This is a genomic window from Paenibacillus sp. HGH0039, from assembly GCF_000411255.1.
In the GTDB taxonomy this organism is placed as follows: domain Bacteria; phylum Bacillota; class Bacilli; order Paenibacillales; family NBRC-103111; genus Paenibacillus_F.
Genome location: NZ_KE150413.1, coordinates 725,524 through 751,437, shown reverse-complemented (window position 1 = coordinate 751,437; position 25,914 = coordinate 725,524). Strand labels below are relative to the sequence as shown.

Below are 25,914 nucleotides of genomic sequence, written 5' to 3'. Positions count from 1 at the left end.
CGACAATTGCTGATGGCCTTCTCTCTCTTACGGATAACGCATGAAACGAAAATGCCCTTACCCCGGACGGCGGAGTCGGGCCCCAGGCAGGAACCGCCGGGTATCCCGGATTCAATCCTCGTCGGGATTTTCCCATTTTCTGGAGTATGCCTTATTGGTGATCCAAATCGTCGCCCATAAAATCAGACCCGCCAAAGCCAGGCCGATAATCAGAGATGCGATCATCATAGCTGCTGCCTCCCTTCTTGTTACCCCCATTGTAGCGAATGAAATGGCAAGATGATAGTGTTTTCACCGCTTAGTCACAATTGCCCCGCGTTGGGTTTTTCAACCCGCGTAAGGTATAATAAAACGTGTTGTATTTCGGGCCTGTCCCGCAAAAGGATGCGCCTTTTTTAATTCAAGGAGGAACTACCATGACCCCGAAAAAAAGAATCACCCGGCTTCTGATCCTGGCTTCCGCCATTGCGCTCTTCGCCGGCTGCGAGAACAGCAAGGAAACGGGCGGGAACTCCCCGGCCGCCACGTCGACTCCGGGTACGTCAGCGGTAACTTCGCCTTCCGCAAGTCCGTCCGCGGCACCGGGAAGCACGAGCAAGCCGACGACTTCGCCGACACCGGCTTCTACTTCGAAAGGAACCGGAACGGGCAAAGGAACGGATGGCGCGGAGCAGGTGGCCGCCAAGCCGGAAAGCATGACCGTGCTGGTTAACAAACAATTCAAACTTCCGGACACGTACAAACCTTCCGATCTGGTGTACCCGGATGTGAATTTTGTATTCGCCGAAAAAATCGAAAAGCGCATGATGCGCAAAGAAGCGGCAGGCGCGCTGGAAAACATGTTCGCCGCGGCCAAGAAAGACGGGACACCGCTGGCCGGCGTGTCCGCTTACCGCTCCCATTCCACGCAGACGACCCTGTTCAACCGTTACGTACAAAAGGACGGCGAGGCCGCGGCCAAGAAATACAGCGCCGTACCGGGACACAGCGAGCATGAAACGGGACTGGCCATAGACGTTGCGGGCAGCACAGGCAAATGTGCGGCCGAAGACTGCTTCGGCGGAACGCCCGAAGCCAAGTGGCTGGAAGACCACGCCCACGAATACGGGTTTATCATCCGCTATCCGAAGGGCAAGGAATCCGTCACCGGCTATCAGTACGAGCCGTGGCACCTGCGCTATGTCGGCACCCAGATGGCCAAAGACATCAAGACGAAGAACACGACGATGGAAGAGTATCTGAATGCCGTACCGGTAGCGAAGTAACGCCGGAATCAACGAACGGGCAATGGAGCCTGCCGAGTCATAACGAGAAAATGCCGCCCCTTGTTTTGAGGGGCGGCATTTTTTTTGCGGCCGGGCAGGCTGCTGCGGCCTGACGACGCCGGACTTGGCGCGAAGTTGAAACGCCTCCGGCCTTTGGCGCGTATTAGCATAAAAAGAAAGAACCGTTTAGGAACTGCCGCTCGGAAACGGCAGTTGATTTACATTCCAATTTTCGGTTGCTCCCGCAGGCAAGCCACCGGCCCCTCCCGGCAGGGACGGCTAGCAGTCTTCCACCACAAGCGCATAGACAATACCGGGACCGTGCACGCCGATGGTAAGGTCGTTCTCAATATCCGCCGAACGGCTCGGGCCCGATATGAAATGAATCCCGGCCGGCCTCACTCCGGCCGCCAACCCGTCGAGCGGACGGAGCACCTCGCCGAGACGCATCTTCATCCGGCTGGCGGGAACCACCGCGACGAGGACCGCCGGAAGCAGGCTGACGCTCCTGCCTTTGCGGGGCGAGGACATCAGCACGACCGTGCCGGTATGAGCCGCGGCGCAGTCGGCCGCCACAAGCCCGATGTCGGCTCCGGCAGCGTCTGCCAGCCCGGCCTCCTTCTCCGCGTCCGAGACATGCTCCGCGTTCCAGACGGTCAGGCGGTCGAGTCCCTCTGCCGTCTTTAGCACGGCCGCTATCGCCTCCAGCTCCGGCTGGTCCTGGCGGATGACCCGCCTCGCCTCCAGGTCGCGGATCAACTGCCGCACGAAAGCGGCCGCTTCCTCCATGGAGGCCAACTTCTCGGCATGACCGCCCGCCTTGCGCCAGTTATCCATAAAGAGGCGGATGCGCGCCTCTTCGTCCAAATCTACGGCGTTCCAGAAGTCAGGCGCTCCCCGGAACGGTCTTGCCGGGCGCTCCGTTATCCGGGGACGCCCCAGCCGGGAGGCGATGCCGCCCAAGAACGCCTCCTGCTTCCGCCTGGACTCCGCTTCCAGCCTGTTCAGGAAATCGGCAGCGGATTTACTCATGACGGCCGTCCCCTTTCCGGCGGGCGTCTATAATCCGCTCCATGCGGCTCTTCACGTCCGCGTCCATCTCCGGCAGGCTTCCCGCGGCTTCTTCGGCGAGGCTTTTCCATTCCTCGCGGAATGTCTTCGGCGGAAGCGCCGGGGCGTAGCGGTGCGTGTTCCAGCCCTTGAGCGGACCGATTCTCGCTTTGATCACGCCGCCGCGAGCCACGAACCGCTGGCCGAATCTGCCCAGCGCCGCAACCCGCCTCAAGCGCTTGGCATCGGCCATGATATAACCGAAAGCGGACATTCCCGCCTTCTCCGCCGCATCCCCATGGCCCTTCTCGACCTTGCGGCCGCGTAAATAGACCAGCATGTCGTGCAGCGGGATTTTGACCGGACAAGCCTCGTAGCAGGCGCCGCACAAGGTCGAAGCACCGGCGATATCGTCCCACTCGGCCGTGTTCCGGTTAAGCGCCGGGGTGAGGACGGCCCCAATCGGGCCGCTGTAAGTGCCGCCGTACGCATGCCCGCCGATGTGCCGGTAGACCGGGCAGGCATTGAGACAGGCGCCGCAGCGGATGCAGTTCAGCAGCTCCTGGAAATCCGGGTCTCCGAGCTGAAGCGAGCGCCCGTTGTCCAGGATGATGACGTGCATCTCCTCCGGGCCGTCTCCGTCCGGTTCTCTTCTCGGCCCGGAGATGACCGACATGTACACGGTCAGCTTCTGTCCGGTGGCCGAGCGCGGCAGCAGCGTCGCCATGACCTCCAGATCATCCAGCGTGGGAATGATCCGCTCCATTCCCATAAAGGTGATCTGCGTCTTGGGGACGGTGCTGACCATCCGGCCGTTGCCTTCGTTCTCGAAGAGAACGATGGAGCCGGTCTCGGCGACGGCGAAATTGCAGCCGGTCATTCCGATGTCCGCTTCCAGGAACTTCTCCCGCAGCTTCCGGCGCACGAAGCCGGCGAGCACGCCCGTATCGGGCGGGAGCGTTTCGCCCGCCTCTTCGGACAGCAGCTCCGCGATCTGGTAGCGGTTTTTGTGGATCGCGGGAATGATGATGTGAGACGGCGCTTCCCCCGCAAGCTGGATGATGTACTCGCCGAGGTCCGTCTCCACGGCTTCAATGCCGAGCTCTTCGAGCGCGCGATTGATGTGAATCTCTTCGGATACCATGGATTTGGATTTCACGACGCTCTTCGCTTCTTGGTGCCGGGCGATCTCCATCGTAATCGAGACCGCCTCTTCCGCCGTTTCCGCGAAGTGGACATGGACGCCCTGCGCCCGCGCATTTTCAACGAAGGCGCCGAGGTAATAATCGAGATGAGCGATCGTATGCAGGCGGATCTGCCGTCCCCGCTCCCGCCATTCTTCCCAGTTTCCCTGCTCGGCGGCCGCGTTCAATTTGCCGGTTTTCAGACGCTCGGTCGTGAACTTGACGGCTTTCCGCAGGAAATCGTTGTTAAGCGCGATTTTCGCCCGGTCTTTTACACTGCCTCCACCGCTAGACATGCTCATCGGCCCGTCTCACTCCTTCCTCCAAAAGTTCCGCCAGATGCATGACCTTAACCGGTCTGCCTCTGTGCAGCAGATTCCCCGATATATTCATGAGGCAGCCCATATCGAGACCGACGAGCACCTCCGCTTCCGTTTCCAGGACATGATCGGATTTCTCTGCGACCATCGCGCCCGATATGTCGCTCATTTTGACGGCAAACGTGCCTCCGAACCCGCAGCAGTCCTCCGCATGAGGCAGCGGAACAAGTTCAAGGCCGCGCACATGCTCCAGCAGGGAGGCCGGTTCGTCCTTGATGCCAAGCAGCCGCGTGCCGTGGCAGGACGGATGGTAGGTGACTCTGTGGGGAAACACCGCACCGAGATCCGTAACGCCCAGCACGCCGACGAGAAATTGCGTAAACTCGTACGTTTTCTCCCGGAGGGCTTCCGCCTTGGCCAGCAGCTCCGGATCGTCCTGAAACAGCTTCGGATAATAATGCTGAACCATGCCCGTGCACGAGCCGGAAGGCGACAAGACAAAGTCGCTGTCGTCAAACGCTTCCAGCAGAGTCCGGGCCGACTTGCGCGCATCGTCCCAGTAGCCGCTGTTAAAAGCCGGCTGTCCACAGCAGGTCTGCACCTCCGGAAAATGGACCCGGATGCCGTACCGGGCGAGCAGCCGCACCATCGCCTGCCCGACCCGGGGATACACGAGGTCGCTCAAACAGGTGATAAATAAGGAAACCTTCAAGATGAATCGCCCCTTTCGGTTGAAAGCGCTCTCTTTTAAATAGAAGAAATACGTCGCGATGATTGAAAAAAGCCCTTTCCGCTCCGCGAATAAGATGGGGGAACGGGCAGGGCGGATACGGCGGCGGTTCAGGAAAGCCGGGTAACCTTTACGCCTTTCTCGCGTAGGACTTCCAAGCTGTCCGCGCTCGTCGCCGAATCGGTGATGACATGCCCGATCCGCTCCCATGAAGCGACGTGGGCAAACGACTGCAGACCGAACTTGCTGTGGTCCGCCAGCAAAAAAACTTCGTCGGAAATGGCGACCATTTTGGCTTTGACCAGCGCCTGCAGCTCGCTTGATTCGGAAATGCCGCGCGCCGTATGCACGCCTTTGCACGACAGGAACGCTTTATCGACATGGTACGTATCCAGGGAGCGTTCGGCCAGCGGACCGGCGTAGGAAAGCGATTGCGGAAGAAGACGGCCTCCGGTGGAAACGACCTGTATTTTCTCCTTGGAGCTGAGCTCCACGGCGACTTGAATCGAGTTGGTCAGCACGGTGAGCGGTTCGTCCGGCAAAATTTGCGCCATATACCACGCCGTCGTGCTCGCATCGAGTATGATCCGGTCGTTCTCCCGGATATGTTTAACGGCTTCCCGGGCGATGCTCCGCTTGAGGTCCGCGTGCACCGTTTCCCGTTCCTTGAACGGAATCTCGGGCTGGGATTCTCCCACGCGGACCGCTCCGCCGTGACTGCGCATCAGCCGGCCTTCGCTCTCCAGCTTGTCGAGATCGCGCCGGATCGTTTCCTCGGTGACTCCGCACAGCTCACTGAGCTCCGTCACCCGTATGCTTCCTCTTTCATTGACCAGCGCGAGTATTTTCTGCCATCTTTCCGCTACAAGCATCGTGCATCCTCATTTCATGGTTCCATTCTTGCCGAGGCGGGCCTGTTCTTCTGCCGTACGCACGGATGCAAACATGGTCCGGGCTTCGCCTCTGTTTCTTTTATTGTACAATATCGGGCGGGACGGGACTAGACGAACGGCCTTCGGACGGCCGCCTAATCCGCTCGAAGGCCGCGCGGCACAGACGGGGCGGGCACGACGATTGCCGTCTGCAAACGAATCGGCATTAACCGGTGCGGCGTCCCAGCCGAATGCAGCGAGGCGGCATCAACCGGGGCGACGTCCCAACCGTATGCAGTCAAGCGGTCTCAACGATGCGGCGGCACGACCGTATGCGACGAGCCTGCATCACCCCGCATAACGTTCCGTCCCTCCGCCACGAGGCGGCATAGCCGGGCACGACGCCCTCCTCCGGCTATCGCGTAAACGCCGCCGGAACGCCGCCGTCCACGGTCAGCATGCAGCCGGTCGTCTTCTCCGATTTCGACGAGGCGAAGTAGGCGATCGCTTCCGCGATATCCTGCGGATAGACGTTCACGAGCAGCGTCGTCCGCTTGCGGTAATACTCCTCCAGCTGATCCGGCTCGATGCCGTAAGCCGCGGCGCGTTCGCTGCGCCAGCCGGAATTCCAGATAGCCGAGCCCTGGAGGACGGCGTCCGGAAGCACCGAATTGACGCGGATGCCGTAGGCGCCTCCCTCGGCGGCAACGCAGCGCGCCAGGTGAATTTCGGCGGCTTTGGCGGTGCTGTAGGCGGAAGCGTTTTTGCCCGCGTAGACGGAATTTTTCGAGCCGACGAATACCATGCTGCCGCCGGTTCCCTGAACCTTCATAATCTTGAACGCTTCCCTCGCTACGAGGAAATAGCCCGTTCCCAGCACGTTCATGTTCAGGTTCCATTCTTTCAGTGTCGTATCTTCAAACGGACTCGATGTCGCCAGGCCGGCGTTGTTCACGATAATGTCCACCCCGCCGAAGGCAAGGACGGTTTCCTTGTATGCTTCCGCGACCTGTTCTTCGCGTGTAACGTCCACTGCGGCGGCTATGACGCGTCCTTGCCCGTACTGTCGGTTAAGCTCCGCCGCCAGCGTCTGCGCCCCCTCCAGATTCAGGTCGGCCAGCACGACGTGGGCGCCGCCCTTCAGCAGCTCGCGGGCGGCCGCGCCGCCTATGCCCCCCGCTCCGCCGGTAATGAACGCCACTTTCCGGGAGAATTCGGCTTCCGCCGGGGCGAGTGTCAGCTTGTACAGCTCCAGCGGCCAATATTCAACGTTATAGGACTCGTTTTCACTCAGCGAAACGAAGTTTCCGAGCGCCGTCGCCCCCCTCATCACGGCGATGGCACGATGATAAAGGGCGCCGCTCACTTGGGCCATTGCCCGGCTTTTGCCCGTATTCACCATCCCGAGACCGGGAATCAGAATCACTCTCGGCGCCGCCTCGAACATCGCGTCACCCTCGTTCCTGTTGCGTTCGAAGTAAGCCTCGTACGCTTCCTTGTAAGCGGCGATGCCGGACTTCAGCGCTTCGATAAGGGCCGGAACATCAGCTTCGGCGGGATTCCAATCCACGTAGAGCGGCTTCATCTTCGTATGAACGAGATGATCCGGACAGGCGGCCCCCACCTGGGAAAGCGCCTGCGCCTCGCGGCTGTTCACGAAAGCCAGCACATCTTCTCCGGCATCGGCCGTCAGCAGCATCTTCCGTTCTCCGCCGACAGCTCCGCGGATGACCGGCAGCACCTGCGCGAGGATCTCTCTGCGTGCGGAATCCGCCAGCGTTTCGTACTTCGCGCCGCCGAACAGCGCAGCGCGGTTCATGCGCGATTCGATGAAATTTTCCGCCTCCGAGATAATTTCGATCGTCTTCTTGTAGCAGGCCGCCGACGTCTCCCCCCAGGTGACCAGTCCGTGCTTTTCCATCAGGACAAGCTCAGCGGCCGGGTTGCCGCGTACGCCTTCGGCGATCATTTTCGAAAGGGTGAAACCGGGACGCACATAGGGCACCCAGACAAACCGGTCGCCGTATATTTCGCGCGCCAGCTCTTTGCCGTTATCCGCGCAGCAGAGGGCGATGATGGCATCGGGATGCGTATGATCCACATGCTTAAAAGGAAGAAACGCATGCAGCAGCGTTTCGATCGAAGCCCGCGGGTGCCGGCTGTCCACCATGCAGTGTCCCAGATAGGCGACCATTTCTTCGTCGGTCATCTCTTCCCGCTCCATAAGCGGACGAATATCGTCCAGGCGCAGGCCCGTGAAATTTTCCGCTTTCATGGACGCAAGGTCCGAGCCGCTGCCTTTTACCCACATGACCTCGATTTCCCGCCCGCGAAAATCGGTGACTGTCGTTTTGGCCGAGGTGTTGCCTCCGCCCCAGTTGGCGACCGTACGGTCAAACCCGAGCAGGTTCGAACGATACACCAGTTCATCCAAACCTTTCTTAACGCCTACCGCGATTTCCGCATCCCATAAATTTGCCGTCATTTTGTGCTCCTCCTCAGGAATTGAACGAGTATTGTTTTGCTTTATTTTCATTTGTTTTATTTTGTTTTATCATATCATATCTTTATTTATTTTTGAATGTTTATTTTTATGTTTGTTTTTCTTTGAGTAAATAAAAAAAGACAAAAACGGGAGGGTCCGTCCTGTCCTTGTCTTTTTCTTATGGGGTTGTCTGTATGCTTATCGGGCTTTGGCCTGCGGTTTAGCGGAAATGGTCCCAGAAGTCCCAATACTTGAAATACTTGGTGCGCAGAAAGTACCTCGACGGCAAATGGTCGGCCGGGAGACGGTCGCGCTTCTCCAGCTTCTTTTCATCGCTTCGTTCTCTGTGCTGCGGCTGAGTTTCCGTACGGCTTGGCATCCGATTTTCCGGCTGCTTTTCAACCTGATTTGCGGACCGTCTTGCCGGCTTTGCTTCTGTACCATCCGTTCCTTCATTAGAATGGGCTTCCGTCGGGAGGTTGGCGCAGTGTCTGCCGCAGCCTGTCCCCTCTCCGCCGTTGAAAGCCCCCCTGCATGTCCCGTTCCGGCACATGGCGCTCACCTCTTTTGTAAAATTAATCGCCGGATTTCCATTCCGTCTTACTTCCTCTGTCTAAGAGCTTGCCGTCAGTCCCGGCTCCGGCGCCGTTTTGCGGGAAGCCCACAGCCGGTATGGGATGATCAGAGCGAGACACACAAGAAACAGCGCGTAGAACTGCGGATTCGGAATCCGGTTGATCCGGAAAACGGCATCCAGCAGAGCCACGAAAAAGGCAAACGCGATACGGGCGCTCCTTGTCGCAGGCGTGGATTTGGGGTCCGTGATCATGAAGAAGGCAAACAGTTGAAGGGAGGCGCCCATGAGGGGCCCAAGGGCCGCAAACAAAGGCGCTCCGAAGAAGAAATGCCGCACGAACGCAAACAGCGTAAAGCTCCCGAGGAAAGCCAGCACCGCATCCAGCCGGTTGGCGATGTAGCACACCACGATGCCCAGGCACAAGATCAGAATCATAACGCCGATGCCGTTCGTCCACTGTTTGGGAGTACTCACCGCATACTGGGGCAGGGAGTAGAGCATGATGACCATCGCCACGTTGTTGGGGTTGAAAATATGCCCGCCTTTGAAACGGATGGCATATTTCAGCGCGATCGCGATAACGGCGGTGAGCGCGTAAGGCCACAGCTGATTGGAGCTGAGCAGCAGAGAGATGCCGATCCCCGTGATCAGGGCGCTGAGCGGAAACACCCACGTTTTATTTTTCAGCCGGTTCAAAATGATTTCCGTCCCCGTGGTACAAACGACTGCCGCAAAAACCGCATCCCATTTCTGGAAAAAGCCCAGGTACACTTGCCCGGCTATCGCAAAGCTGCTCAGGAACGCCAGAATAAAGTATCTCGGGTCAATCCGGTAATCCCGCCAGGATACGACCGAACGCAGATGCGTATTCATTTCGTTGCGCATGAAATTCCTCCGTTATTTCGAAATGGTTGAAATCTGAAACCGCCTGTAGGGGGTGAACCGGTCCGACTTCCGGTTGATGCTTTTCCATTCCACTTTGTAGTTGCCTACCGTGCCCTGCTCATGTTCACCCAGCAGTCCCTTGAGCTTATTTTCCGCCTCCGTTTTGCGCAGCGTCGCCGCCCTTTCTTCCTCGGCCCCCTGCCGGTACTGCCCAATCCACCCTTCCGCTTCTTCCGTCAGACGCACGGACGAGTTCCGGCTCGTCGGCGGGGGATACAGCCGGTTCAGCAGATCGGACGAAGCATCCGTTCCGTCGAAGGACGGCGGTCTTCTTCTCAGGACATGCTCGTTCCAAAATACGGCTTCCCGGTCGATAAGCCGTTTGATCCGCTCTTCGCTGCGCTCCAGACGCACGGTACGGAACTTGTTGCCGCCGATCAGAACGGCTACCCACCAGTGATCCGCGCCCGTAACGGCCATATAGTGCTGGCACTGAAAATCAATCTTCGCGGGAACCCGGCCGTTCTCCCATTCTTCTTTGCTGAATTCGCCGGTTGATTTGCATAAAAGACCCGCATGAGAGCCAATCACCCAGCGGTCCAAGCCGGCCAGCATAAAAGAATGCTCCGGGTGCTGAAAAATCCAGTTTCTTCTCATCACCCTGTGTCCGGTCCGATCCGTAAATTCCCGTGCGATAAAATCTTTGAGCTTGCTGCCGAGCTTCATCGCTTCCTTCTCTTCCGAAGGAGGCAGTTCTCCGGTTTTATCCAGGTAAACTTCCAGCGCGGTTTTCCATTTGTCCGCTCCGTAGACGGCTCCCGCATCGCTGCCGCCGATTCCTTGTCTCCGCCAGGCGAGCCATTCCTCGTAAGAAAGATCTCGGGTATTCACAAGCTTCTTCGCACACATACCATCTCTCCTTTACACTGGCAGCTCCTGCTGCGGTTACGAGCTATTCTTCCTTAAGCAGACTCCGCACCGTATCCATCCATCTCAAGTAATAATCCGCTTCCGTATCGTCCTTCCCCAACAGCTGCACGGCCTCGTGAACACGGTCCACAAATCCGGTGACTTTGAGAATGACGGGATAGGTGTATCTCTCCAATTGTTCGTCCCAGTAAACGGTGTCCTGCAAACGGCGCGCCTCCCAGCCGAAAGCAAGCCCCTGCCGGAAAGAAGGCCGGTATTGCTCCGGAATCTGTTTATCCGCATGGGCCGCAAACGCAAGCTGATCGAAAAAACTGTAAGCTGCGGCTAACCCTACTCCACTATATGCATCATGTCTGAATTCAGCAGGCAAATTTTCCAGTTCGGCAGCTGTTTTTTGCAAATCGAATTCCGTTAAAAACCATAAACAACGGCCGAAACCCTGGTAGCAGACGCGCTGGTAGGGAAACGGGAAATGTCGAAATTTCTGAATAATCTGTTTATTTTTCTTATAGTGAAACAACGCCGTCATAAATCCGGCTCCATCGAACACAATGGGCGCGTATCTTGGGTCCAGTTGCTTTATCCAGCGCTTGTATGCCCGGTACCGGAAACCGTACCGGATAGTGAGGTACCATCCGAGTCCCACGTAATACTGATACAGATATCCCGGCGACAGCTGATGAATGTAAGCTTCGAAACGTCTGCCTCCGGACAGGAATAAAGCGGATTTTACCCCAAGTCCCATGCCGGCCCCTTCGTAAGCGAACCCTTTGTAGAACGGCTCGAAACGGTTTTCCAGCCTGGCACGCAGCTTGGGCATCACCAATACCGGTTTCAAAGCCCAGTTGCTGCCGGACAAGAACGCTCTTAGAATCTGCGGAAATTTGCGGTCGTAATGGACATTGCCCGTGAGAGGAAATTTGGCGACCATTTTCGGGATGCTGCGGTGAAAAGCTTTCAGATAAATGAAGGGAGCAAGAACGGCTAGGCATGCCCCTATTCCGGCTGCGACTGCAATGACCTGCATGAATCCATCTCCTCCGCTTTCCTTGTGGCTGAAACGGTTGACGCGTCTGTAAAAGGCAGCGTCTTGCTTGTTTTTTTCATTTCCCTCCTTTTTCTTCTTATTGCGAAGCGGCTTTGCTCAATCTATAGACGGACGGGTTTACCCCCACCTTCCTTTTGAAAATTCTGCCGAAATGAGTCAAATCGTTATAACCTACCGAGAAACAGACGTCTGTTACGGGCTCTCCTCTTTTCAAAAGAAGCTTCGCTTTCTGGATGCGCTTATTCATCACATATTCTTTGAAGCCCGTACCCACATACTTCTGAAACATCCGGGAATAGTGGCATCGGCTGACATAAATTTGCGAAGCGACTTTCTCGAGATTCAGATCGTTCTCGCATATGTTTTCGTCGATGTAGGCCAGCGATTCCGCGAAAAGCCGGTTATCATGAGAAACTTCTTCATTCTGGGCCACCATATCAATCAGAGATATCAAGGAAGATAAGCTGATTTTATCGGCTCCTGCTAACGCGAGCAGAGGACTGTTGATTCTCAGCTCGTTCACATTCCAGGTTTTCGGAAAAGACGGCTCGAATGTAAGAAACACGATCAGTTTATAGTGCGCCTGCTTGACCAGTTGGAGAGCGGAGTTAAAATCGACAAACTCGGTCAACTTCACTTTTTTGGAAAGAAGCAGCAAATCCGCCAGGTAATCTTTACATTTCTCGGCTTTATGTACAAAGACCAGCAAATCCACTTCGTTCGTCCCCCTCTTGATAGTTGGTGAATTTTTCATAAATTAGTCGAAAATGATAAATTAGATGATTAAGTGCTTCTGAAATAAATTTTACCAATAAAACTTTGTCGTTGATCTGCTTGAATTGTCACCTATCCGTCTTTTTTTGTCATGAAGTTTCACATCCCTAGAAAAAGTTAGACATAAATATTTAAATTTGTTTTGGATGAAACTGGTAAAACAAATTATATACGCTTATGCGTGTGAAAACAAGGGAAAAATTCGAAAATGCGTATTTTGAGTATTTGTAATACAGGAATAAATAGCTATTTTCTAAAACTAATGTTTGATATACTATTAGAACATATGTTTGTTGATTGTTCTGGAATATGCCGAATTGGGGGCTTGCAAATGAATGAAATTAATCATCGCATTAAGGAGCTGCGGTTAAAGCACAACTTGACCATGGCCAAGATGGCCGCTATGATCGGAGTTTCTCCGGGAAACATCAGTGATTGGGAAAATGGCAAAAAAAAATCGACCCCTACTGCTAGAGCATTGATCTCCATTTCCAAACAATTCAACGTTTCTCTTGATTGGCTAATGACAGGTAGGATTCCTGATTTTCCTTCAACCTTTATCCCCTTCCCTCCTTCCGAGAAAAGCCATCCACACATAGATGCCTTGTATGATGTCGCCGAGCAGCTTGAGGAGGAAGATTTTGTCCTCCTGCAGACGATGGCCGCTCATCTTGCCAACAAGAACCGGGCTCAGACGCCGGGTGAGCTGTACCGGTCCGGGAAGGTGCGAGCCGCTTCCATCCAACCGGGCAGCGAACTCCGTGAAGCTTCGCTCTCCGCGGAGTATTACGTCCGGCTTCCCCTGATCGGTAAAGTTACGGCGGGCAGTCCGATCCTGGCTGCGGAGAATATCGAAGAGTATTTCAGCGTTCCCAAAAATCTGGTGGGCCAGGGAAAACATTTTATCCTGCGGATTCAAGGGGAAAGCATGATCAACAAAGGAATCGAGAACGGCGATCTGGTGCTCGTCCGTCAACAGTCATCGGCGGACAACGGGGAAGTGATCGTCGCGTTGATCGACGGTGAAGAAGCGACGGTGAAAACCTTCTTCAAAGAATCCAACCGGGTCAGGCTTCAACCCGCCAACGACCGCTTTCAGCCTCTCTATCCGGTTAACGTCAGCATACTGGGTAAAGTCGTGAGCGTGCTGCGGGACGCCGAATAAACCGGCCGGACGTCAACAAACGCCGTACAGCCGGCAACAAACGAGGAGTCCCGCCGACCTCCGTCATCGTATCCTAGTTTCATAACGGATGAATGGAGGGCTCGACTTGCCGTCGTTGGATCGATTTGAAGTCGGACTGCCGGACCGTCAGGCAGAGGAACCCAGTCAAGTTACGGAGTGCGCATTCGACAGATGCCGCAGCCCGATTTACGCCGGAGAGAAGAATTGGGACTTCGACCGGGACTGGTTCTGCAGCGCAGCCTGTATCGCCAGGCATTTGGGCGCCGAGAAACGCTATGTGGAATAGCCACCCAGAAAAAGTCCGGGGGACAACGGAAGCTCCAAACGGAGCCGCCTCCCCCGGACTTTTTGGCGTTCAAACAGCCGGCAAAACAGCGGCTCTCCTCTTCCAGAGGAAAATCCTCTGCCTTGCCGCTGCGTCTTTAGACGGGAATGCCCGTTTTCCCCGTTTTATTGGCCAGCAGCCTGTAAGGCACCCCGAGCAGGAGCGTGACCAGAAATGAAGCGTAAAATTGCGAATTCGTTATTTGATTCACACGCAGCCAGGCATCCGTAAACGCGATCAGAAAGGCGAACAGAATCCTCGCTTTCCGGGTGGGCGGAGTCGTTTTGGGATCCGTGATCATAAAGAAGGAAAAAAGCTGAAAGGATGCCCCCATCATCGGACCGAAGGCGTACAAGGCCGGTTCTCCGAAAAATCCGACTCTTATAGAAGCAAAGAAGGAAAAACCCCCGATAAAAGCCAGGACGGAGTCCAGCCGTTTCGCTTTATAGGCCGCGAAGAGACCGAGAATCATAATGAGGCTCATGACCTCGATCCCGTTGGTCCATTGTTTCGGAGTACTCACGGCATAGGCGGGCAGAGCGATCAGCATGATCACCATCGCGACATTGTTCGGGTTGAAAATGTGGGCGCCCCGCAGCCTTACGAACTGCTTGATCGTGACAGCCAGGACGGCTGTCAGGACATAAGGCCATACGGCATAGGAGCTAAGCAGCAGACTGATGCCGATACCCGTAATCAGGGCGCTCAAGGGGAACGCCCACTTTTTCTTCAGCCAGCCGACCAGAATAAACTCAAGAGTGACCGCTGTAAGCACAGACGCGAAAAAAGAGTCCCATCTCTGAAAAAAACCGAGAAACAACTGGCCTGCGGCAACAAAGGACAACAAAAACGCCAAAATATACAGTCTCGGATCTTTGCTCATCTAGTCCTTCTTTTCGGTCAGCCGCAAAATCTGGTTTTTGGGAACGTCCCGGAACTGCTCCACTCTTCCGCTGGGCCAGCGCACCGTGATCTTGTCCGCTTTATCCGCCTTGCCGAGGCCGAAGTGCAGGCGCGGATCGCTCTGGCCGCCGAAGCTGTTGGCTCCGTCTTTTTCCATGACCGTTTCGACTCCGTTCACTTCAAAAGTCACCCTCGCCCCTATCGCGTCCCGGCTGCTCGGCGCCGTGCCGATCAAATCCAGCTTGATCCAATTGTTCTGATTGGTGACGGTATTCTCGTAAACTCTGGCCGGCCCGCCCTGATTGGCGAACACAAGGTCGAGCTTGCCTTGGTTGCGGATGTCTACCGCCGAGATGCCGCGTCCGTCTTCCACGAAGTCAAGCCCGACCTGCCCCGCTATATCCGTAAATTTATTTCCCTGCGGGTAAAAAAGAAACTTGTTCTCATAGCCGGAAAGACTCTTGTCCGCGAAAGCCGGCCAATTCTTCGTATCCTCGACGATATTGCCCGGTGTCGTTGCGAGTGTCCCGAGATCGAACCAGTAATCTTTCTTCTTGCTGGCGGAAACAAACCCCGTCTGTACGACCAGACTCGACTTGCCGCTGTTGTCCAGATCCATAAAACGGGCGCCCCAGGAGAAGCCGGCCAAATTGACGCCCATTTCTTTCCCGCGGTCGATAAACTGGCCGTCCTTCTCGTGCCACAGCTGATTGCCTTCCAGAATATACTGGGATTTGCTGACGTTGCTGACGTACATGGCCGGCTTGCCGTCATGGAAAATATCCGCGAAATCGACGTTCATTCCTTTGAAGGTATCATCTCCGATTCCCCTCGGTTGAACCACAGCCGTAAACTTCTTGCCCTCTTCGTTCAAATACAGGGTATCGGGACCGAAATCGTTGGCATTGTAGATATCCGGCCAGCCGTCGTTGTTCACGTCCCATGTCCCGGAAGCGAGGGTCCAGCCTGTATCGCCCACCCCGAGCTCCGCGGTGACGTCCGTGAATGTACCGTCCCCGTTATTGCGGTACAGCACGTTACGGCCGCCGTTGCGCGCCCTCTCGAAATCGTTATGCATAATCTTTGTCGTCGTCAAATTCCACAGGTCGTTCTTTTCATGAAAATAACAAGACAGGTACAGATCCAGATTGCCGTCTTTGTTGTAATCGAGGACGATCGCCTTGTTGACATAGCCCTTGTATCCAACCCCCGCCTGATCCGTGACTTCCGTAAAAGTCCCGTTCCCGTTATTGTGAAACAGGCGGCTTTTGCCCCAAGAACCGACGAACAGGCTGGGATACCCACTGTTGTCGTAATCGAACCACACGGCCGCTTCCGAGATTCCGTCCTTGTTTACATCCGCAAGCCCGGCGGATTCGGCCGTTTCGGTAAAGGTGCCGTCTCCATTGTTGTGGAACAGAGCGTTCTTGGAGCCTTTGGCGGAGTTTACGAAGTAAAGGTCCATAAAACCGTCCCCATCATAGTCCGCCGTAAACACGCCCGCTCCGGTCGAAGCCATCCAAGGCATAATGTTCGCCACTTTGGAGTCGAATGTCGGTTTGCTGTGGGTGAATTTGACACCGGAAGCCTGTGTGGTCTCCTTCAACGAAAAGCCGAAATCCGTCCGGTTCTGCCCGGCGCCGCAGCCGGTGGCCGTTAGAAGCAGCGCCGACACGGCAAGCAGCATTTTGCTCAAAGGTTTAACCTGCATGTACTCTCCATCTCCCCATCCGTTCATAATGAGATCCGGCTTAGCTTTGTCCCGCCCTGCCTGTAATAAAGGTCAGAATATCCTCCAGTGTAGCGATGCCGCCGAGATCGTCCTCCGTCATTCTCACGCCGAATTCTCTTTCCAGGGTAACCACGAGTTCCAGGACAGCCAGAGAATCAATTCCGATTTCGGGCAGGGGTTTCCGCAGGAAAGCGTCGGCGTCCAGTTCTTCCATCGGCTCCGTAGAATCCAGAAGACTCACCGTTACTTCGATAATGCGGGATTTCACAGCTTTAACGTTCATGACAGTTCTCCTTTTCAAAGTAATCCTCCGTCCACAACCAGCACGGCGCCGTTCATATAAGAAGCCGCATCCGAGAGAAGGAAAAGGACGGCGGAGGCCGCCTCTTCAGGCGTTCCCAGTCTTCTCAGCGGGATGTCCTTTTCCAGGTCCCGCTTGCGGCGGGCGGGAATGGATTCCAGCATGTCGGTGCCGATAAACCCGGGAGCAACGGCGTTTACCCGTATGCCCAGAGGCCCCGCTTCCTTGGCAAGCGCCTTGGTCAGTCCGATGACGCCCGCCTTGGAGGCGGCATAATTGGTTTGTCCGGCCGCTCCGGCAATTCCGGTCACGGAGGAGAGGTTCACCACGCTCCCCCTTGAAGCGGCAAGGGGACGGATGAGGTTTTTCAAAATGATATGCAGGGAGGTAAGGTTCACCTGAAGGACGGTGTCCCACTGCTCGTCGGTCATCCGGTACATCGGCGTATCCTGCAAAATGCCGGCGTTGTTGACGACTCCATGCACGGGACCCTCTTCCAGCAGGTTTGCGACCATTCTTGCGACGGCAAGCTTGTCTGTAAAGTCCGCCTGCACGCAAGAGACACGCGATAAGTCATTCCCCGTTTCATCCAGAAGCGTTTCTGCCGCCTGCCGGTCCTTCGAGTAGGTGAAGACTACTCGAGCGCCTGCCGAAGCCAACTGTTTGACGACGGCCCTGCCGATCCCCCGGGACCCCCCGGTCACCAAAATCGTTTTTCCTGTAAAACTGTAAGTCGTCGTGGCCATAGTTCCTCCTAATCCGGCTTGTTGAACAGCACGGCCGCGTGGAATCCGCCGTAAGCGGGTACCGATTTTAAGGCGGAAGCCGTTTTGCGGTGCGCGGTTAGCGTCTGAACGGGAAGCTGCACCCTTGGATCGGCTTGTTCGTAATTCAGCGTACGAAGCAGAATCTCTTTCTTCATGCAGTGCAGAAGCAGTACCGTTTCGATCATGGCGCTCGCTCCCAGCAAATGCCCGAAATACCCCTTGAAGGAGGTTACAGCCGGAACAGGCCGGTTAAGACGGCCAAAAGCGCGATGGATTTCGTTCGCTTCGTACCGGTCCCACAGGGTACTGCCTGACCCGTGCGGTACGATAACGTCGATTTCCGGAGCCGTGCCGTGTCCGGCGGCCTCCGTGATGACCGACGCGTAGGAGTGCCTCGAAACGTCCGGAAGCGTCATATGCCAGTGTTCCTGGAGGAAGGCCCCTCCGCGGTAAACCGCCAGCGGCTCTGCCGGCCTCCCCGCTGCATGCTCGGCCGATTCAAGAATGATCGTGCCCGCACCGTCCCCAAGAATGGAGCCGTCCCTATGCAGGTCAAACGGTCTGATTTTCATCTGTCCGGAAACAAACCCCTTCTCCTGCAGCCACAAATACTCCGATGCGTGGGCGTAGTCCGAACAGGCGACGATAACGAGATCGGCGCTGCCGCTCGCAATAAGCATCCTCCCCAGCTCCAGCGCATACAAACCCGAGGCGCACGCATTGTTTACGACATAGCCCGGGCCGTTCACCCCCAGCAGCTGTGCCAGGTAAAACAAGTAGGGAAAGGTCTGGATATTAAAAAATTCACGCCGGAACTCGTTGAAAAGCGGCGATTTTTCCGCTAGGTCCGTCTGTGGGGCGGTATCCTGATAACGGATGAATTTATCCGTCAGCTTCACGGCGCCCAGATTCTCGTGACCGATAACGAGCCCGATTCTGCTGTCTCCGGTTATCCGGAAAGAGGCATCGTCAAGCGCCTGCCGGATGGACAGAAGCAGCATGCAGAAGTCCCGGTCGTCCAGCAGATGATTTTCCGCAAGCCACCGCACACTCTTCTCATCCAGCCAATCGGACAGGTCGAAATCCGGCAGAGAAAAGACCGGATATTCCAGGCGGTTGCCGTCCGGAAAAGGATAGGAGCGGCGGGACGGCTCCGGTACCGAACCGGACAGTGCGGCTTCCCATACCTCTTGATTGGTCATGCCCAGGGAACACAACATGTTCGTTCCCGTAACCAGAACGCTAGTATTCTTCACGGTTATCTCCTCTTAACGATGCGGATTTGCACGGATTTAAAACTCGACGGCAAGCAGCCCCTCCGGGCCGGCATCCGCATAAATCACGGACGTTCCGGACGGAAGCTCCCCGCTTCTGAGCCTGACAGCCAGAACCGCCGGAAGCTGCTCGTCGGTCACGCGGGTTGCGGCCGCATCCGGCAGGTCCGTTCCGCTTGCTACGCGCAGCTTGAGGCCGTCCCCCCCGGAAGGCATCCGGGACAGCACCAAAGCTACGACGGACTCCCTGGCTGCCCGGTACCGGATGCTTCCCTCGAAGACGGCGGGCGGCAGCAGTCTTACGATACAGACCGCCACATGGGAAGCACGGCCCGACTCCAGCATGTCCGCCGCGTACTGCAGCGACTTCACCGAGGAGAAGTCCCCGCCCGATATCGTGACATTGGGGCCGCCGAGCCCGAAGTAAATGGATGCCTGGCCGGCTATTACATTCAGTACGGTTTCCGGAAACAGACCCGGGTTCGTGTTGTTCACCCCGTACGTTTCCGCCTCCTGCTGTAGCCGGTCGATGGCTTCCAGATTCGCGTCGTTGGTTCCCACAACCACGCCGATGTCGTTTCTCTTCCCACCCGGGACGTGCCCCGGAATCGAGGCCATTTGCAGCGCCTCCTTGATGGCCAGACAGGCCAGCCGGACGGCTCTGGAATGCCTCTTCAGCCCTTTAAGGCCCCGCGCAGCCTCCTCCGGTTCATCCTCGATCCGGGAAGACAAAGTCTCGTCGTCCGAATCCTCAGCCGAATCCTCCGCTGAATCTTCAGCCGAAGGCCGGCTGTCCGGACGTTCGACAATCGCCGCAAAGCTGGGGGCCATGTAATACCCGCATCCGCTTAAATAAATAAACTGCGGCACCGCTATTCCCCCCTTATTCCAAGTTTTCCGGCCGCTGCCCATGAACGGCGGACAGAACAATCGAGGAGTTTACTCCTCCGAACGCGTAGGAATTCGACAAAACGGTGCGATACCTGCCGGGCGCGGGTTCCTTCATGAGAACAGGGACCGGGCAAGCCGGATCGGGCTGCTCCAGATTAAGCGTCGGCGGAGCCACCCCTTCTTCCAGGCATTTCACACTCATCACCGCTTCAATCGCGCTCGCCGCGCCCAACGTATGGCCGATGTGGCCTTTAATCGAGCTGGCAGCCGGAAGACGCGTCTCCTTGAAGACGGCCGACAGTGCGGCCGCTTCCATCTTGTCGTTCGCCTGGGTGCCCGTTCCGTGCAGGCTCACATAATCGACGGCAGACGCCGGAATCGCCGCCATCTTCAAAGCGGCGCGCATGGCCCGCACGGCGCCTTCCCCCTGCGGATCGGGCTGGGTAATGTGATGAGCGTCGCAGCTCATCCCGTACCCGAGCAGCCCGGCCCGCGGACGTATCCGGCGCGCCTGCGCATGAGCTTGCGATTCGATGACGAGCACGCCCGCCCCTTCCCCGAGGAGGAGTCCTTTCCGGCGGACGTCGAAGGGCCGGCAGCGGTCGGGCGCCATGGCGCGCAGGCTGCTGAATCCCGTAAAAGCGACCCAGGACAGCGAATCCGCTCCGCAGGCGATCATCACGTCCGCTCTGCCGGACGCAATCTCGTCCATGGCTCTGGCGATGGCGAAATTACCCGCTGCGCAAGCGTTGGTGAACGTCCATACGGGCCCCCTCAATCCGAGCAGCCGCCCGATCTGCTCCGTTATGACATGCGGCCCTCCGAATGCCTCGCTGCGCTTCCCTTGAATGGCGCCTTCGAGCGGGTCGATATCTCCCATCGTGGTGCCTACGCAGAGCCCGACCCGGCAGCGGGAAAGCGCAGGCTTATCGAGCCCCGCATTCCGCAAAGCCTGCTCGATGGCGGGCATCAGTATCCGGGTCGCTCTTCCCGATTTTTGGAGAGCGTCCGGAGCGTATTCGGAGAGGGGGATGTCGTCGATCTGGCAGCCCATCCGGTTCGTATGCTTCTCCACGTCAAACACCGTGATCGGTTTGACGCCCGTCTCTCCCCGCAGCAGATTTCTCCAGAAGGATGCCTCATCCGTTCCGATCGAAGTTACGACTCCCAAGCCCGTTACAACTGCCGTTTGACCCGCTTGACGGGATCGTTCTTCGGGTGCATAGCCTGCTTGGTTCATTTGTCCTGCCCTTCTTTCACGGGATTCCAAATGGGGCTGAGGTCGCTGATTCCCGGTTCCGGCCGCTGAAACTGATCCATGCCCCGCTCACGCACGACAATCTCGACCGCCTGCTCCTTGGAGGCTTGCGCCCGCTCCTTCAGGTCCGGATCATCCGGATGGGCTTGATGCCCCTCTTTCCAAATCTTCATGCCGTCGCCGACCTCGCCTTTTTTAACCAATGCATCCCCCAGTGCCGTGTACGCCAGAGTCCACATGTAGAAAGGATGGTCCTGTTCGAACTTTTTCGTGACGGCCAGACAGAAAGACAGATCCTGAATGGACTTATCGATCCGCTGCAAGCCCACCGGCCAGTACAGATTATTGATTCCGCGGGCATAATGAGCCAGCCAGTCGTAAGGGTCCTTCTCCAGCACCTCATTCATCAATTCAATGGAGTGAACAGATATTTGTCCGAGAGAGGCGGTTCCCAAAGATTCGTTCTGCATCTGGTCCACGTAAGCCAGTGCCATCTGCAGCTTGGCTCTTGCCGGGGGCTGCTCCAACGATTTCATAAACGATACGAAGGCGTCGATCCGGCCCTCTTTGCCCATCGCTATCCGGAGCGCATTGCCGTAGGCCAGGTTATCCGGTTCGGCGGCGACCTTTTTCTGCAATTCTTCTGCGCTTCCCTGCGCCTGGCCGCCGGCTGCGGCTTTTTCTTTCTCAAACGCAAGATTATACTCCGCAAGCCGCATACCGTCAGATACCGGCGGAAGCTTATACGGCCGGTTCCAGTAATAATAAAATTCCGTTAATAGCCCTGCCACAATCAGAACGGCAAGCAAGAACTGCCATCTTTTTCTCATACGGTTACCCCTCGCTTTGACTTGTTTGGGATCTCCCTTAGACTTTCATAAAATAAACTGGCTGTAATAATGCTTGCGGTAATCGGAAGGACTCACACCGACCTTCTTGCGGAAGATTCTTCCGAAATGGGTCATATCTCCGTATCCCACGGCGTAACAGGCATCCGTAACGGAGTGTCCTTTTACGAGCAGTTTCTTGGCCTCCCCGATCCGCTGTTCGATCAGATAGTCGCGGAAGGTGATGCCGAATTGTTTTTTAAACACTTTCGAAAACTGCCATTTGCATACGTAGCATTCTTTGGCCACGCTCTCCAGAGAGAGCTCTCCCGTGCCCAGGTTGTCCTGGATGTGCTTCAGCACGCGCTCCCAATCCATCTCCGTGTCGGGTCCGGTACCCGCGAAAGTCTTTCTCGAGAAGACATGGCTCTGGATCGACGCCAGATAGTGAAACAGAAGCTGGATCACAAACCGCGACTGCTTGTCCGCCTTCGTAAAAACATACACCGGAACGGAAGCGTCCGCAGGCAATTCGCCGGTCTCCACCCGCTCGTTCTCCGTGAGAACGACAAGCGCCTCGCAGCTTCCGGCTGTGGCCTGCCTGCGGGCATCTTCCGCCGTTCCGACGTGCAGAATCAATCCGTCGGCCACATAAGCCGCAGCGGGCGTATCGCGGGAATCAAGCGGATGGCTGTCCGCCGGGTCGCTATCCCCCGCATCCCTGCCGGCTTCCCTGTCCCAGAACACGATCATAGGCTAGCCCTCCCGGCTTCCGGTTATAATCGCGCCGCGGACCGGCCCTTCGTTCATCTTGACGCAGATGTCCCGGAAGCCCGCGGCTTGCATGACCTCCCACCAGTCCTCCGGGCGGAGAAACCCGAAACAGGACGTGTCCCCGTCCGCTCCGCCGACCGGCTTAAAATCGGGCAGCAGCGAGAAAATAAACTCCTGATGAAGCCTGGACCGGTAATGCTCCCTCACACACTCGGACAACACGATCCTTCCTCCCGGTTTCAGCAGCCGGCGCAGCGCGTCCAGTGAAAGAGCCAGATCTTCCGCGCAGTGCATGACATTGACGGCATAAATAAAGTCGTACGTCTCCCCGCCGCTCTTCACCTCGTTGATATCCAGTGTCAACTGGCGGAGCTTGTGCGGAGGGAGCTCTCCTTCGAGCATCCGGCCGGCTTTCGCGGCGAGCAGTCTGCTGGCGTCCGAGACGGTGTACTCCTCGACGAACTTCGACCGGAGGCGGATTTCCGTCAGCAGAGCGCGTGTTGCCGAACCGAAACCTGTACCGAGCTCCAGGATTGTGCAGGATTCCGCGGGAATCAGATCCGCCAGCTCCTCCGCCGCCCACTGGTTGTGTACCGCGTACAAGTCATGCGCATTGTGGAAATACACTTCCCACAGGGCGATGCCTTCGCGGTTAAACAGCCTGTGCTGAGGCTGAACCTCTCCTCGGATGGCCCGCAGCCAGAATGTCCCCGCGTATTCGATTAGCTTCAGGGAGGGGGCCACGTGCACGGCCGGGAACGGATTTCCCGGATTCGTCCAGTCTCTGCCTTTGGCGGTGAGTGTCAGGACCGCTGTGCCTCCGGGCCCGGTCGTCTTCCGGACGAACTCCTGCTGCTCCAAAAAATGAAGAGCCCAGTTCAACAGCGGCCTGTTCACTTCCGAACAGGCGATCTGAGAAAGCAGCCTGCTCTCCCGCACCGGGCCGTTCAGGTCGATGCCCCCCGCCTTCATCGCGTTCAAAAGGGTAAAGGCCGTAAAATCCGATACATATTCATAGGCCGCATGATAGGTTTCGTTAAACAAAGCCGTCTTAACGGTCGTAACACCACTCACCCCTGTTCCTCCCAGCCTTACGATGTGGTCTCGATCTCAACGATCCGCTGCCGGATCACATGATAGTCGATGAAGACGTATAGCAGCGCGCCGTTCTCGGTGCGGACGTCATGGGATTCCGCCAGGCCCGCCGTAAGGAAATCGCCTTCTTTCATCACTTCGTTCTCGTTTAAAATAAGATCGCCTTTGATCAGGTAGGCGAATTCTCTTCTCGGGTGGTCGTGCATGGGAATGAAGCTTCCGGGATGAAGTTTAACCAGAAAGCACAATCGGCCCTGTTCGTCTTCGTACAGGTAGCTCATCTCGGTGTTTTCATAAATGCCCGGCTCCCAGTTCATTTCTTCCCATTTAATGAGCTTGTGTTTATTTTCGGTTTCCATCTAGAACCCTCCCCGGATTAATCCGTTTTTTTCTCCAGATGAAGCAGCATCCGCGGACTTGAGGTCGTAAGCGGAGACAGGTCGAAGCCTCCGTATATTCCCTTGACGTCCAGTCCCGCATTACCGTGCAGGTGCAGCAGCTCGGCGGCCGTATATAGACGCAGGTTCAACCGGGATGACTTGAGCTCCCCATTGTCAAACCACGTCATCTCTTCGTTCCATCTGCCGGTTACGCTGTCGAACTCCCGCTGCGACCATACGGGACAGCCGTTCATCATGTCCCACGTTTTTTTCGCGCTGTAAAGAAGCTTGAAGTCCCGGTTTTCCGTTTCCTGAATCAACTGTCCCCCCGGTTTTAGGGCGCGGTAGACACGATGCAAAATGTCTTGATTCTCTTCTTCGTTTTCCAGATAGCCGAATGCCGTGCCGAGATTAAGAACCGCATCGAATTCGTCCGCGAAATCAAGCTCTCTCATATCCAGAGACTTGAACACCGCCTCGGCTCTGGATGCCAGAGCCCGCCGCCGCGCCTCGTCCAGCAGCGTATCCGACGCGTCGATACCCGTCACTTGGTAGCCCCTCAGAGCGAGAGGGACGCTGATCCGGCCTTGTCCGCAGCCCAGGTCGAGAATGGACGCGCCTTCCGGCAGATTCAGCAAGGACAAAAGCTGCCCGATTTCGAAACGGGTACGCTCTTCATTCAGAATCACTTCCGAGAAAAGGAGATAGTCCTTCCCGAAAAAGTCGTGCCAGTGCTCTCTTGCCGCCACTGTCTTCACCCCATTCGCCGTAATGCTCTCGTCACCCCGTGAACGAGAAAGTCGCATTCTTCCCCGCTGACATTCAGGGGCGGATACATAAGAAGAATGCCGTTGAAATAATTGCCCAGTATGCCTTCGTCATGAAGATGCCCGGACAACCGGCGCCCCCATTCGAAATCGACCGGCTCTTTGGTCGCCTTGTCCTTCACGAATTCAAGCGCAAGCATAAGGCCCATCCCCCGGATATCACCCACGTTCGGATGACCGGCCAGCGCGTCCGCAAAATCATCCAGAAGTCCCTGTCCGCGCACGGCCGCATGATCCGGCAGTCCGTCCTGTTCGATGATTTCCAGCACCTCCAGAGCCGCCGCGCAGCCGACCGGATGTCCGCACTGCGTCGAGCCGTGGAGCAGGATGCCGCCGCTTCCGAACAAACTGTCGTCCAGCTCGCTCGACATCAGCACGGCCCCCATCGGGAAATAACCGCCGGTCAATCCTTTGGATACGGCAAGAACATCCGGCTCCAGCCCGTATTTCTCGCTCAAGGACCAGTGTCCCGTTCTGCCCAGTCCCGTCGTAACTTCATCCGAAATCACCGCAATGCCGTATTGCCGCGTCAAAGTCCTGATTTGTGAAAAAAACGTCTCCGGCATAAGAACCACTCCGTTCACCGCCTGAATCGGTTCCACAAGAACGGCGGCGATCGTCTCGGGGCCCGCTTCCCCAATCAGGCGCTCCAGCTCCTTCAGACAGAAGTCGGCCGCACTTTCGGGAGAAGAGAGAGCCCCTGGAGGCCTGTACAAATTAGGCGCGGGAGCGCACAAGCAGTCATCGAGGCCTCTTCCGAACATTTCCCGGATGCCCAGATGGGTAACCGAACCGGAGCCGTAGGTTGTTCCGTGAAAGTTTCCGTCGAATGAAATAAACTTGTCCCGCTTCGCCTCCCCGCGGGAGATGAAATGCTGCCGGATGAGACGCATTGCCGTTTCCACGGCCCCCGATCCGTCGTTGGTAAAGAACACCTTGGCATACCGGCTGCCGCAGAGGCGGAGCAGTTTGTCCGCCAGCGGCTCGACCAGGCCGTGCGTCTGGGCGCAGGTCGACGCAAAGCTTAGTCGTTCCATCTGTTCCTTCATCGCCTGGATGACCCGCCAGTTGGAAAGCCCTACCGTGGGAACCGCCGTAGTCGTATACAGATAGGCTTTGCCCTGCGTGTCGTACACCCAGGAACCGTCTCCCCGCTCCAGACAGGTTACCTGCTCAAGCCAGGTGTCCGTCGTTAGTGTGCCGCTGGGAGGCATCCATGTAAACGGATGGATGACCGGATAGCTTTTGTGCATG

At 56.6% G+C, this 25,914-nt stretch carries 25 protein-coding genes; 3 read left to right on the top strand and 22 right to left on the bottom strand.

What is annotated here, in order from left to right; genetic code table 11:
• Nucleotides 1–416 precede the first annotated feature (416 nt).
• Complete coding sequence (locus tag HMPREF1207_RS17710) at nucleotides 417–1,265, top strand: M15 family metallopeptidase (protein WP_009677179.1); 849 nt, start codon at nucleotides 417–419, stop codon at nucleotides 1,263–1,265.
• Nucleotides 1,266–1,544: 279 nt separating this feature from the next.
• On the opposite strand, the gene HMPREF1207_RS17705 is transcribed toward HMPREF1207_RS17710, so the two are convergent.
• The 9 genes from HMPREF1207_RS17705 to HMPREF1207_RS17660 all read right to left on the bottom strand — a co-directional run bounded on the left by HMPREF1207_RS17705 (nucleotide 1,545) and on the right by HMPREF1207_RS17660 (nucleotide 12,061).
• Nucleotides 1,545–2,297, bottom strand: a complete 753-nt coding sequence (locus HMPREF1207_RS17705; protein ID WP_009677191.1) for a LutC/YkgG family protein — start codon at nucleotides 2,295–2,297, stop codon at nucleotides 1,545–1,547.
• Nucleotides 2,290–3,801 carry a LutB/LldF family L-lactate oxidation iron-sulfur protein gene (locus tag HMPREF1207_RS17700; protein ID WP_009677206.1) on the bottom strand — a complete coding sequence of 504 codons (1,512 nt, stop codon included), beginning with the start codon at nucleotides 3,799–3,801 and terminating at the stop codon, nucleotides 2,290–2,292. Before HMPREF1207_RS17700 ends, HMPREF1207_RS17705 begins: the two co-directional genes overlap by 8 nt.
• Nucleotides 3,788–4,531: a (Fe-S)-binding protein gene (locus HMPREF1207_RS17695; protein WP_009677201.1), complete on the bottom strand. Its 744-nt coding sequence runs from the start codon at nucleotides 4,529–4,531 to the stop codon at nucleotides 3,788–3,790. The genes HMPREF1207_RS17700 and HMPREF1207_RS17695 overlap by 14 nt, the downstream gene beginning before the upstream one ends.
• 128 nt (nucleotides 4,532–4,659) lie before the next feature.
• Nucleotides 4,660–5,421 (bottom strand): DeoR/GlpR family DNA-binding transcription regulator, encoded by a 762-nt coding sequence (locus tag HMPREF1207_RS17690; protein WP_009677207.1) that lies wholly within the window; start codon nucleotides 5,419–5,421, stop codon nucleotides 4,660–4,662.
• 415 nt (nucleotides 5,422–5,836) lie between these two features.
• Nucleotides 5,837–7,906, bottom strand: coding sequence for a bifunctional rhamnulose-1-phosphate aldolase/short-chain dehydrogenase (locus HMPREF1207_RS17685; RefSeq protein WP_009677197.1), 2,070 nt, complete (start codon nucleotides 7,904–7,906; stop codon nucleotides 5,837–5,839).
• 613 nt (nucleotides 7,907–8,519) lie between these two features.
• A complete protein-coding gene (locus tag HMPREF1207_RS17675; RefSeq protein WP_009677186.1) occupies nucleotides 8,520–9,368 on the bottom strand; it encodes an RnfABCDGE type electron transport complex subunit D in 849 nt (282 codons plus the stop codon).
• A 12-nt stretch (nucleotides 9,369–9,380) separates the two neighbouring features.
• Nucleotides 9,381–10,277 carry a YqaJ viral recombinase family nuclease gene (locus HMPREF1207_RS17670; RefSeq protein ID WP_009677175.1) on the bottom strand — a complete coding sequence of 299 codons (897 nt, stop codon included), beginning with the start codon at nucleotides 10,275–10,277 and terminating at the stop codon, nucleotides 9,381–9,383.
• Nucleotides 10,278–10,320: 43 nt separating this feature from the next.
• The gene (locus tag HMPREF1207_RS17665; RefSeq protein ID WP_009677199.1) at nucleotides 10,321–11,325 is read right to left on the bottom strand and encodes a DUF1702 family protein; all 1,005 of its coding nucleotides are present in this window, start codon (nucleotides 11,323–11,325) and stop codon (nucleotides 10,321–10,323) included.
• A 97-nt stretch (nucleotides 11,326–11,422) separates the two neighbouring features.
• The gene (locus tag HMPREF1207_RS17660) at nucleotides 11,423–12,061 is read right to left on the bottom strand and encodes a helix-turn-helix transcriptional regulator (protein WP_009677185.1); all 639 of its coding nucleotides are present in this window, start codon (nucleotides 12,059–12,061) and stop codon (nucleotides 11,423–11,425) included.
• A gap of 390 nt (nucleotides 12,062–12,451) precedes the next feature.
• On the opposite strand from HMPREF1207_RS17660, the gene lexA reads away from it, so the two are divergent.
• Both lexA and HMPREF1207_RS17650 read left to right on the top strand, forming a co-directional pair.
• Nucleotides 12,452–13,285 (top strand): transcriptional repressor LexA, encoded by an 834-nt coding sequence (lexA, locus tag HMPREF1207_RS17655; RefSeq protein WP_016423853.1) that lies wholly within the window; start codon nucleotides 12,452–12,454, stop codon nucleotides 13,283–13,285.
• Between the two features lie 106 nt (nucleotides 13,286–13,391).
• A complete protein-coding gene (locus HMPREF1207_RS17650) occupies nucleotides 13,392–13,592 on the top strand; it encodes a hypothetical protein (RefSeq protein WP_009677182.1) in 201 nt (66 codons plus the stop codon).
• Between the two features lie 136 nt (nucleotides 13,593–13,728).
• On the opposite strand, the gene HMPREF1207_RS17645 is transcribed toward HMPREF1207_RS17650, so the two are convergent.
• From HMPREF1207_RS17645 to HMPREF1207_RS17585, 13 genes are read right to left on the bottom strand one after another with little or no spacing between them, the layout of a single operon-like run.
• Nucleotides 13,729–14,514, bottom strand: a complete 786-nt coding sequence (locus HMPREF1207_RS17645; RefSeq protein ID WP_009677195.1) for an RnfABCDGE type electron transport complex subunit D — start codon at nucleotides 14,512–14,514, stop codon at nucleotides 13,729–13,731.
• Nucleotides 14,515–16,245, bottom strand: coding sequence for a CRTAC1 family protein (locus HMPREF1207_RS17640; RefSeq protein ID WP_009677202.1), 1,731 nt, complete (start codon nucleotides 16,243–16,245; stop codon nucleotides 14,515–14,517). It lies immediately after the preceding gene.
• 40 nt (nucleotides 16,246–16,285) lie between these two features.
• Nucleotides 16,286–16,549 carry an acyl carrier protein gene (locus tag HMPREF1207_RS17635; protein WP_009677204.1) on the bottom strand — a complete coding sequence of 88 codons (264 nt, stop codon included), beginning with the start codon at nucleotides 16,547–16,549 and terminating at the stop codon, nucleotides 16,286–16,288.
• A 14-nt stretch (nucleotides 16,550–16,563) separates the two neighbouring features.
• The gene (locus HMPREF1207_RS17630; RefSeq protein ID WP_009677181.1) at nucleotides 16,564–17,313 is read right to left on the bottom strand and encodes an SDR family oxidoreductase; all 750 of its coding nucleotides are present in this window, start codon (nucleotides 17,311–17,313) and stop codon (nucleotides 16,564–16,566) included.
• Nucleotides 17,314–17,321: 8 nt separating this feature from the next.
• The gene (locus tag HMPREF1207_RS17625) at nucleotides 17,322–18,590 is read right to left on the bottom strand and encodes a beta-ketoacyl synthase N-terminal-like domain-containing protein (RefSeq protein WP_009677178.1); all 1,269 of its coding nucleotides are present in this window, start codon (nucleotides 18,588–18,590) and stop codon (nucleotides 17,322–17,324) included.
• 36 nt (nucleotides 18,591–18,626) lie between these two features.
• Nucleotides 18,627–19,478, bottom strand: a complete 852-nt coding sequence (locus tag HMPREF1207_RS17620; RefSeq protein WP_009677196.1) for a beta-ketoacyl synthase N-terminal-like domain-containing protein — start codon at nucleotides 19,476–19,478, stop codon at nucleotides 18,627–18,629.
• Nucleotides 19,479–19,491: 13 nt separating this feature from the next.
• Nucleotides 19,492–20,739, bottom strand: a complete 1,248-nt coding sequence (locus HMPREF1207_RS17615; RefSeq protein WP_009677203.1) for a beta-ketoacyl-[acyl-carrier-protein] synthase family protein — start codon at nucleotides 20,737–20,739, stop codon at nucleotides 19,492–19,494.
• Nucleotides 20,736–21,587 (bottom strand): tetratricopeptide repeat protein, encoded by an 852-nt coding sequence (locus HMPREF1207_RS17610; RefSeq protein ID WP_009677205.1) that lies wholly within the window; start codon nucleotides 21,585–21,587, stop codon nucleotides 20,736–20,738. Before HMPREF1207_RS17610 ends, HMPREF1207_RS17615 begins: the two co-directional genes overlap by 4 nt.
• A 45-nt stretch (nucleotides 21,588–21,632) precedes the next feature.
• Nucleotides 21,633–22,337, bottom strand: coding sequence for a helix-turn-helix transcriptional regulator (locus HMPREF1207_RS17605; RefSeq protein WP_009677198.1), 705 nt, complete (start codon nucleotides 22,335–22,337; stop codon nucleotides 21,633–21,635).
• A 3-nt stretch (nucleotides 22,338–22,340) separates the two neighbouring features.
• Nucleotides 22,341–23,432 carry a class I SAM-dependent methyltransferase gene (locus HMPREF1207_RS17600; protein ID WP_009677209.1) on the bottom strand — a complete coding sequence of 364 codons (1,092 nt, stop codon included), beginning with the start codon at nucleotides 23,430–23,432 and terminating at the stop codon, nucleotides 22,341–22,343.
• Nucleotides 23,433–23,449: 17 nt separating this feature from the next.
• The gene (locus HMPREF1207_RS17595; RefSeq protein ID WP_009677210.1) at nucleotides 23,450–23,812 is read right to left on the bottom strand and encodes a cupin domain-containing protein; all 363 of its coding nucleotides are present in this window, start codon (nucleotides 23,810–23,812) and stop codon (nucleotides 23,450–23,452) included.
• Between the two features lie 17 nt (nucleotides 23,813–23,829).
• A complete protein-coding gene (locus HMPREF1207_RS17590) occupies nucleotides 23,830–24,582 on the bottom strand; it encodes a class I SAM-dependent methyltransferase (RefSeq protein ID WP_009677189.1) in 753 nt (250 codons plus the stop codon).
• 5 nt (nucleotides 24,583–24,587) lie between these two features.
• Nucleotides 24,588–25,913, bottom strand: a complete 1,326-nt coding sequence (locus tag HMPREF1207_RS17585; protein WP_009677208.1) for an aminotransferase family protein — start codon at nucleotides 25,911–25,913, stop codon at nucleotides 24,588–24,590.
• Nucleotide 25,914: the final 1 nt, after the last annotated feature.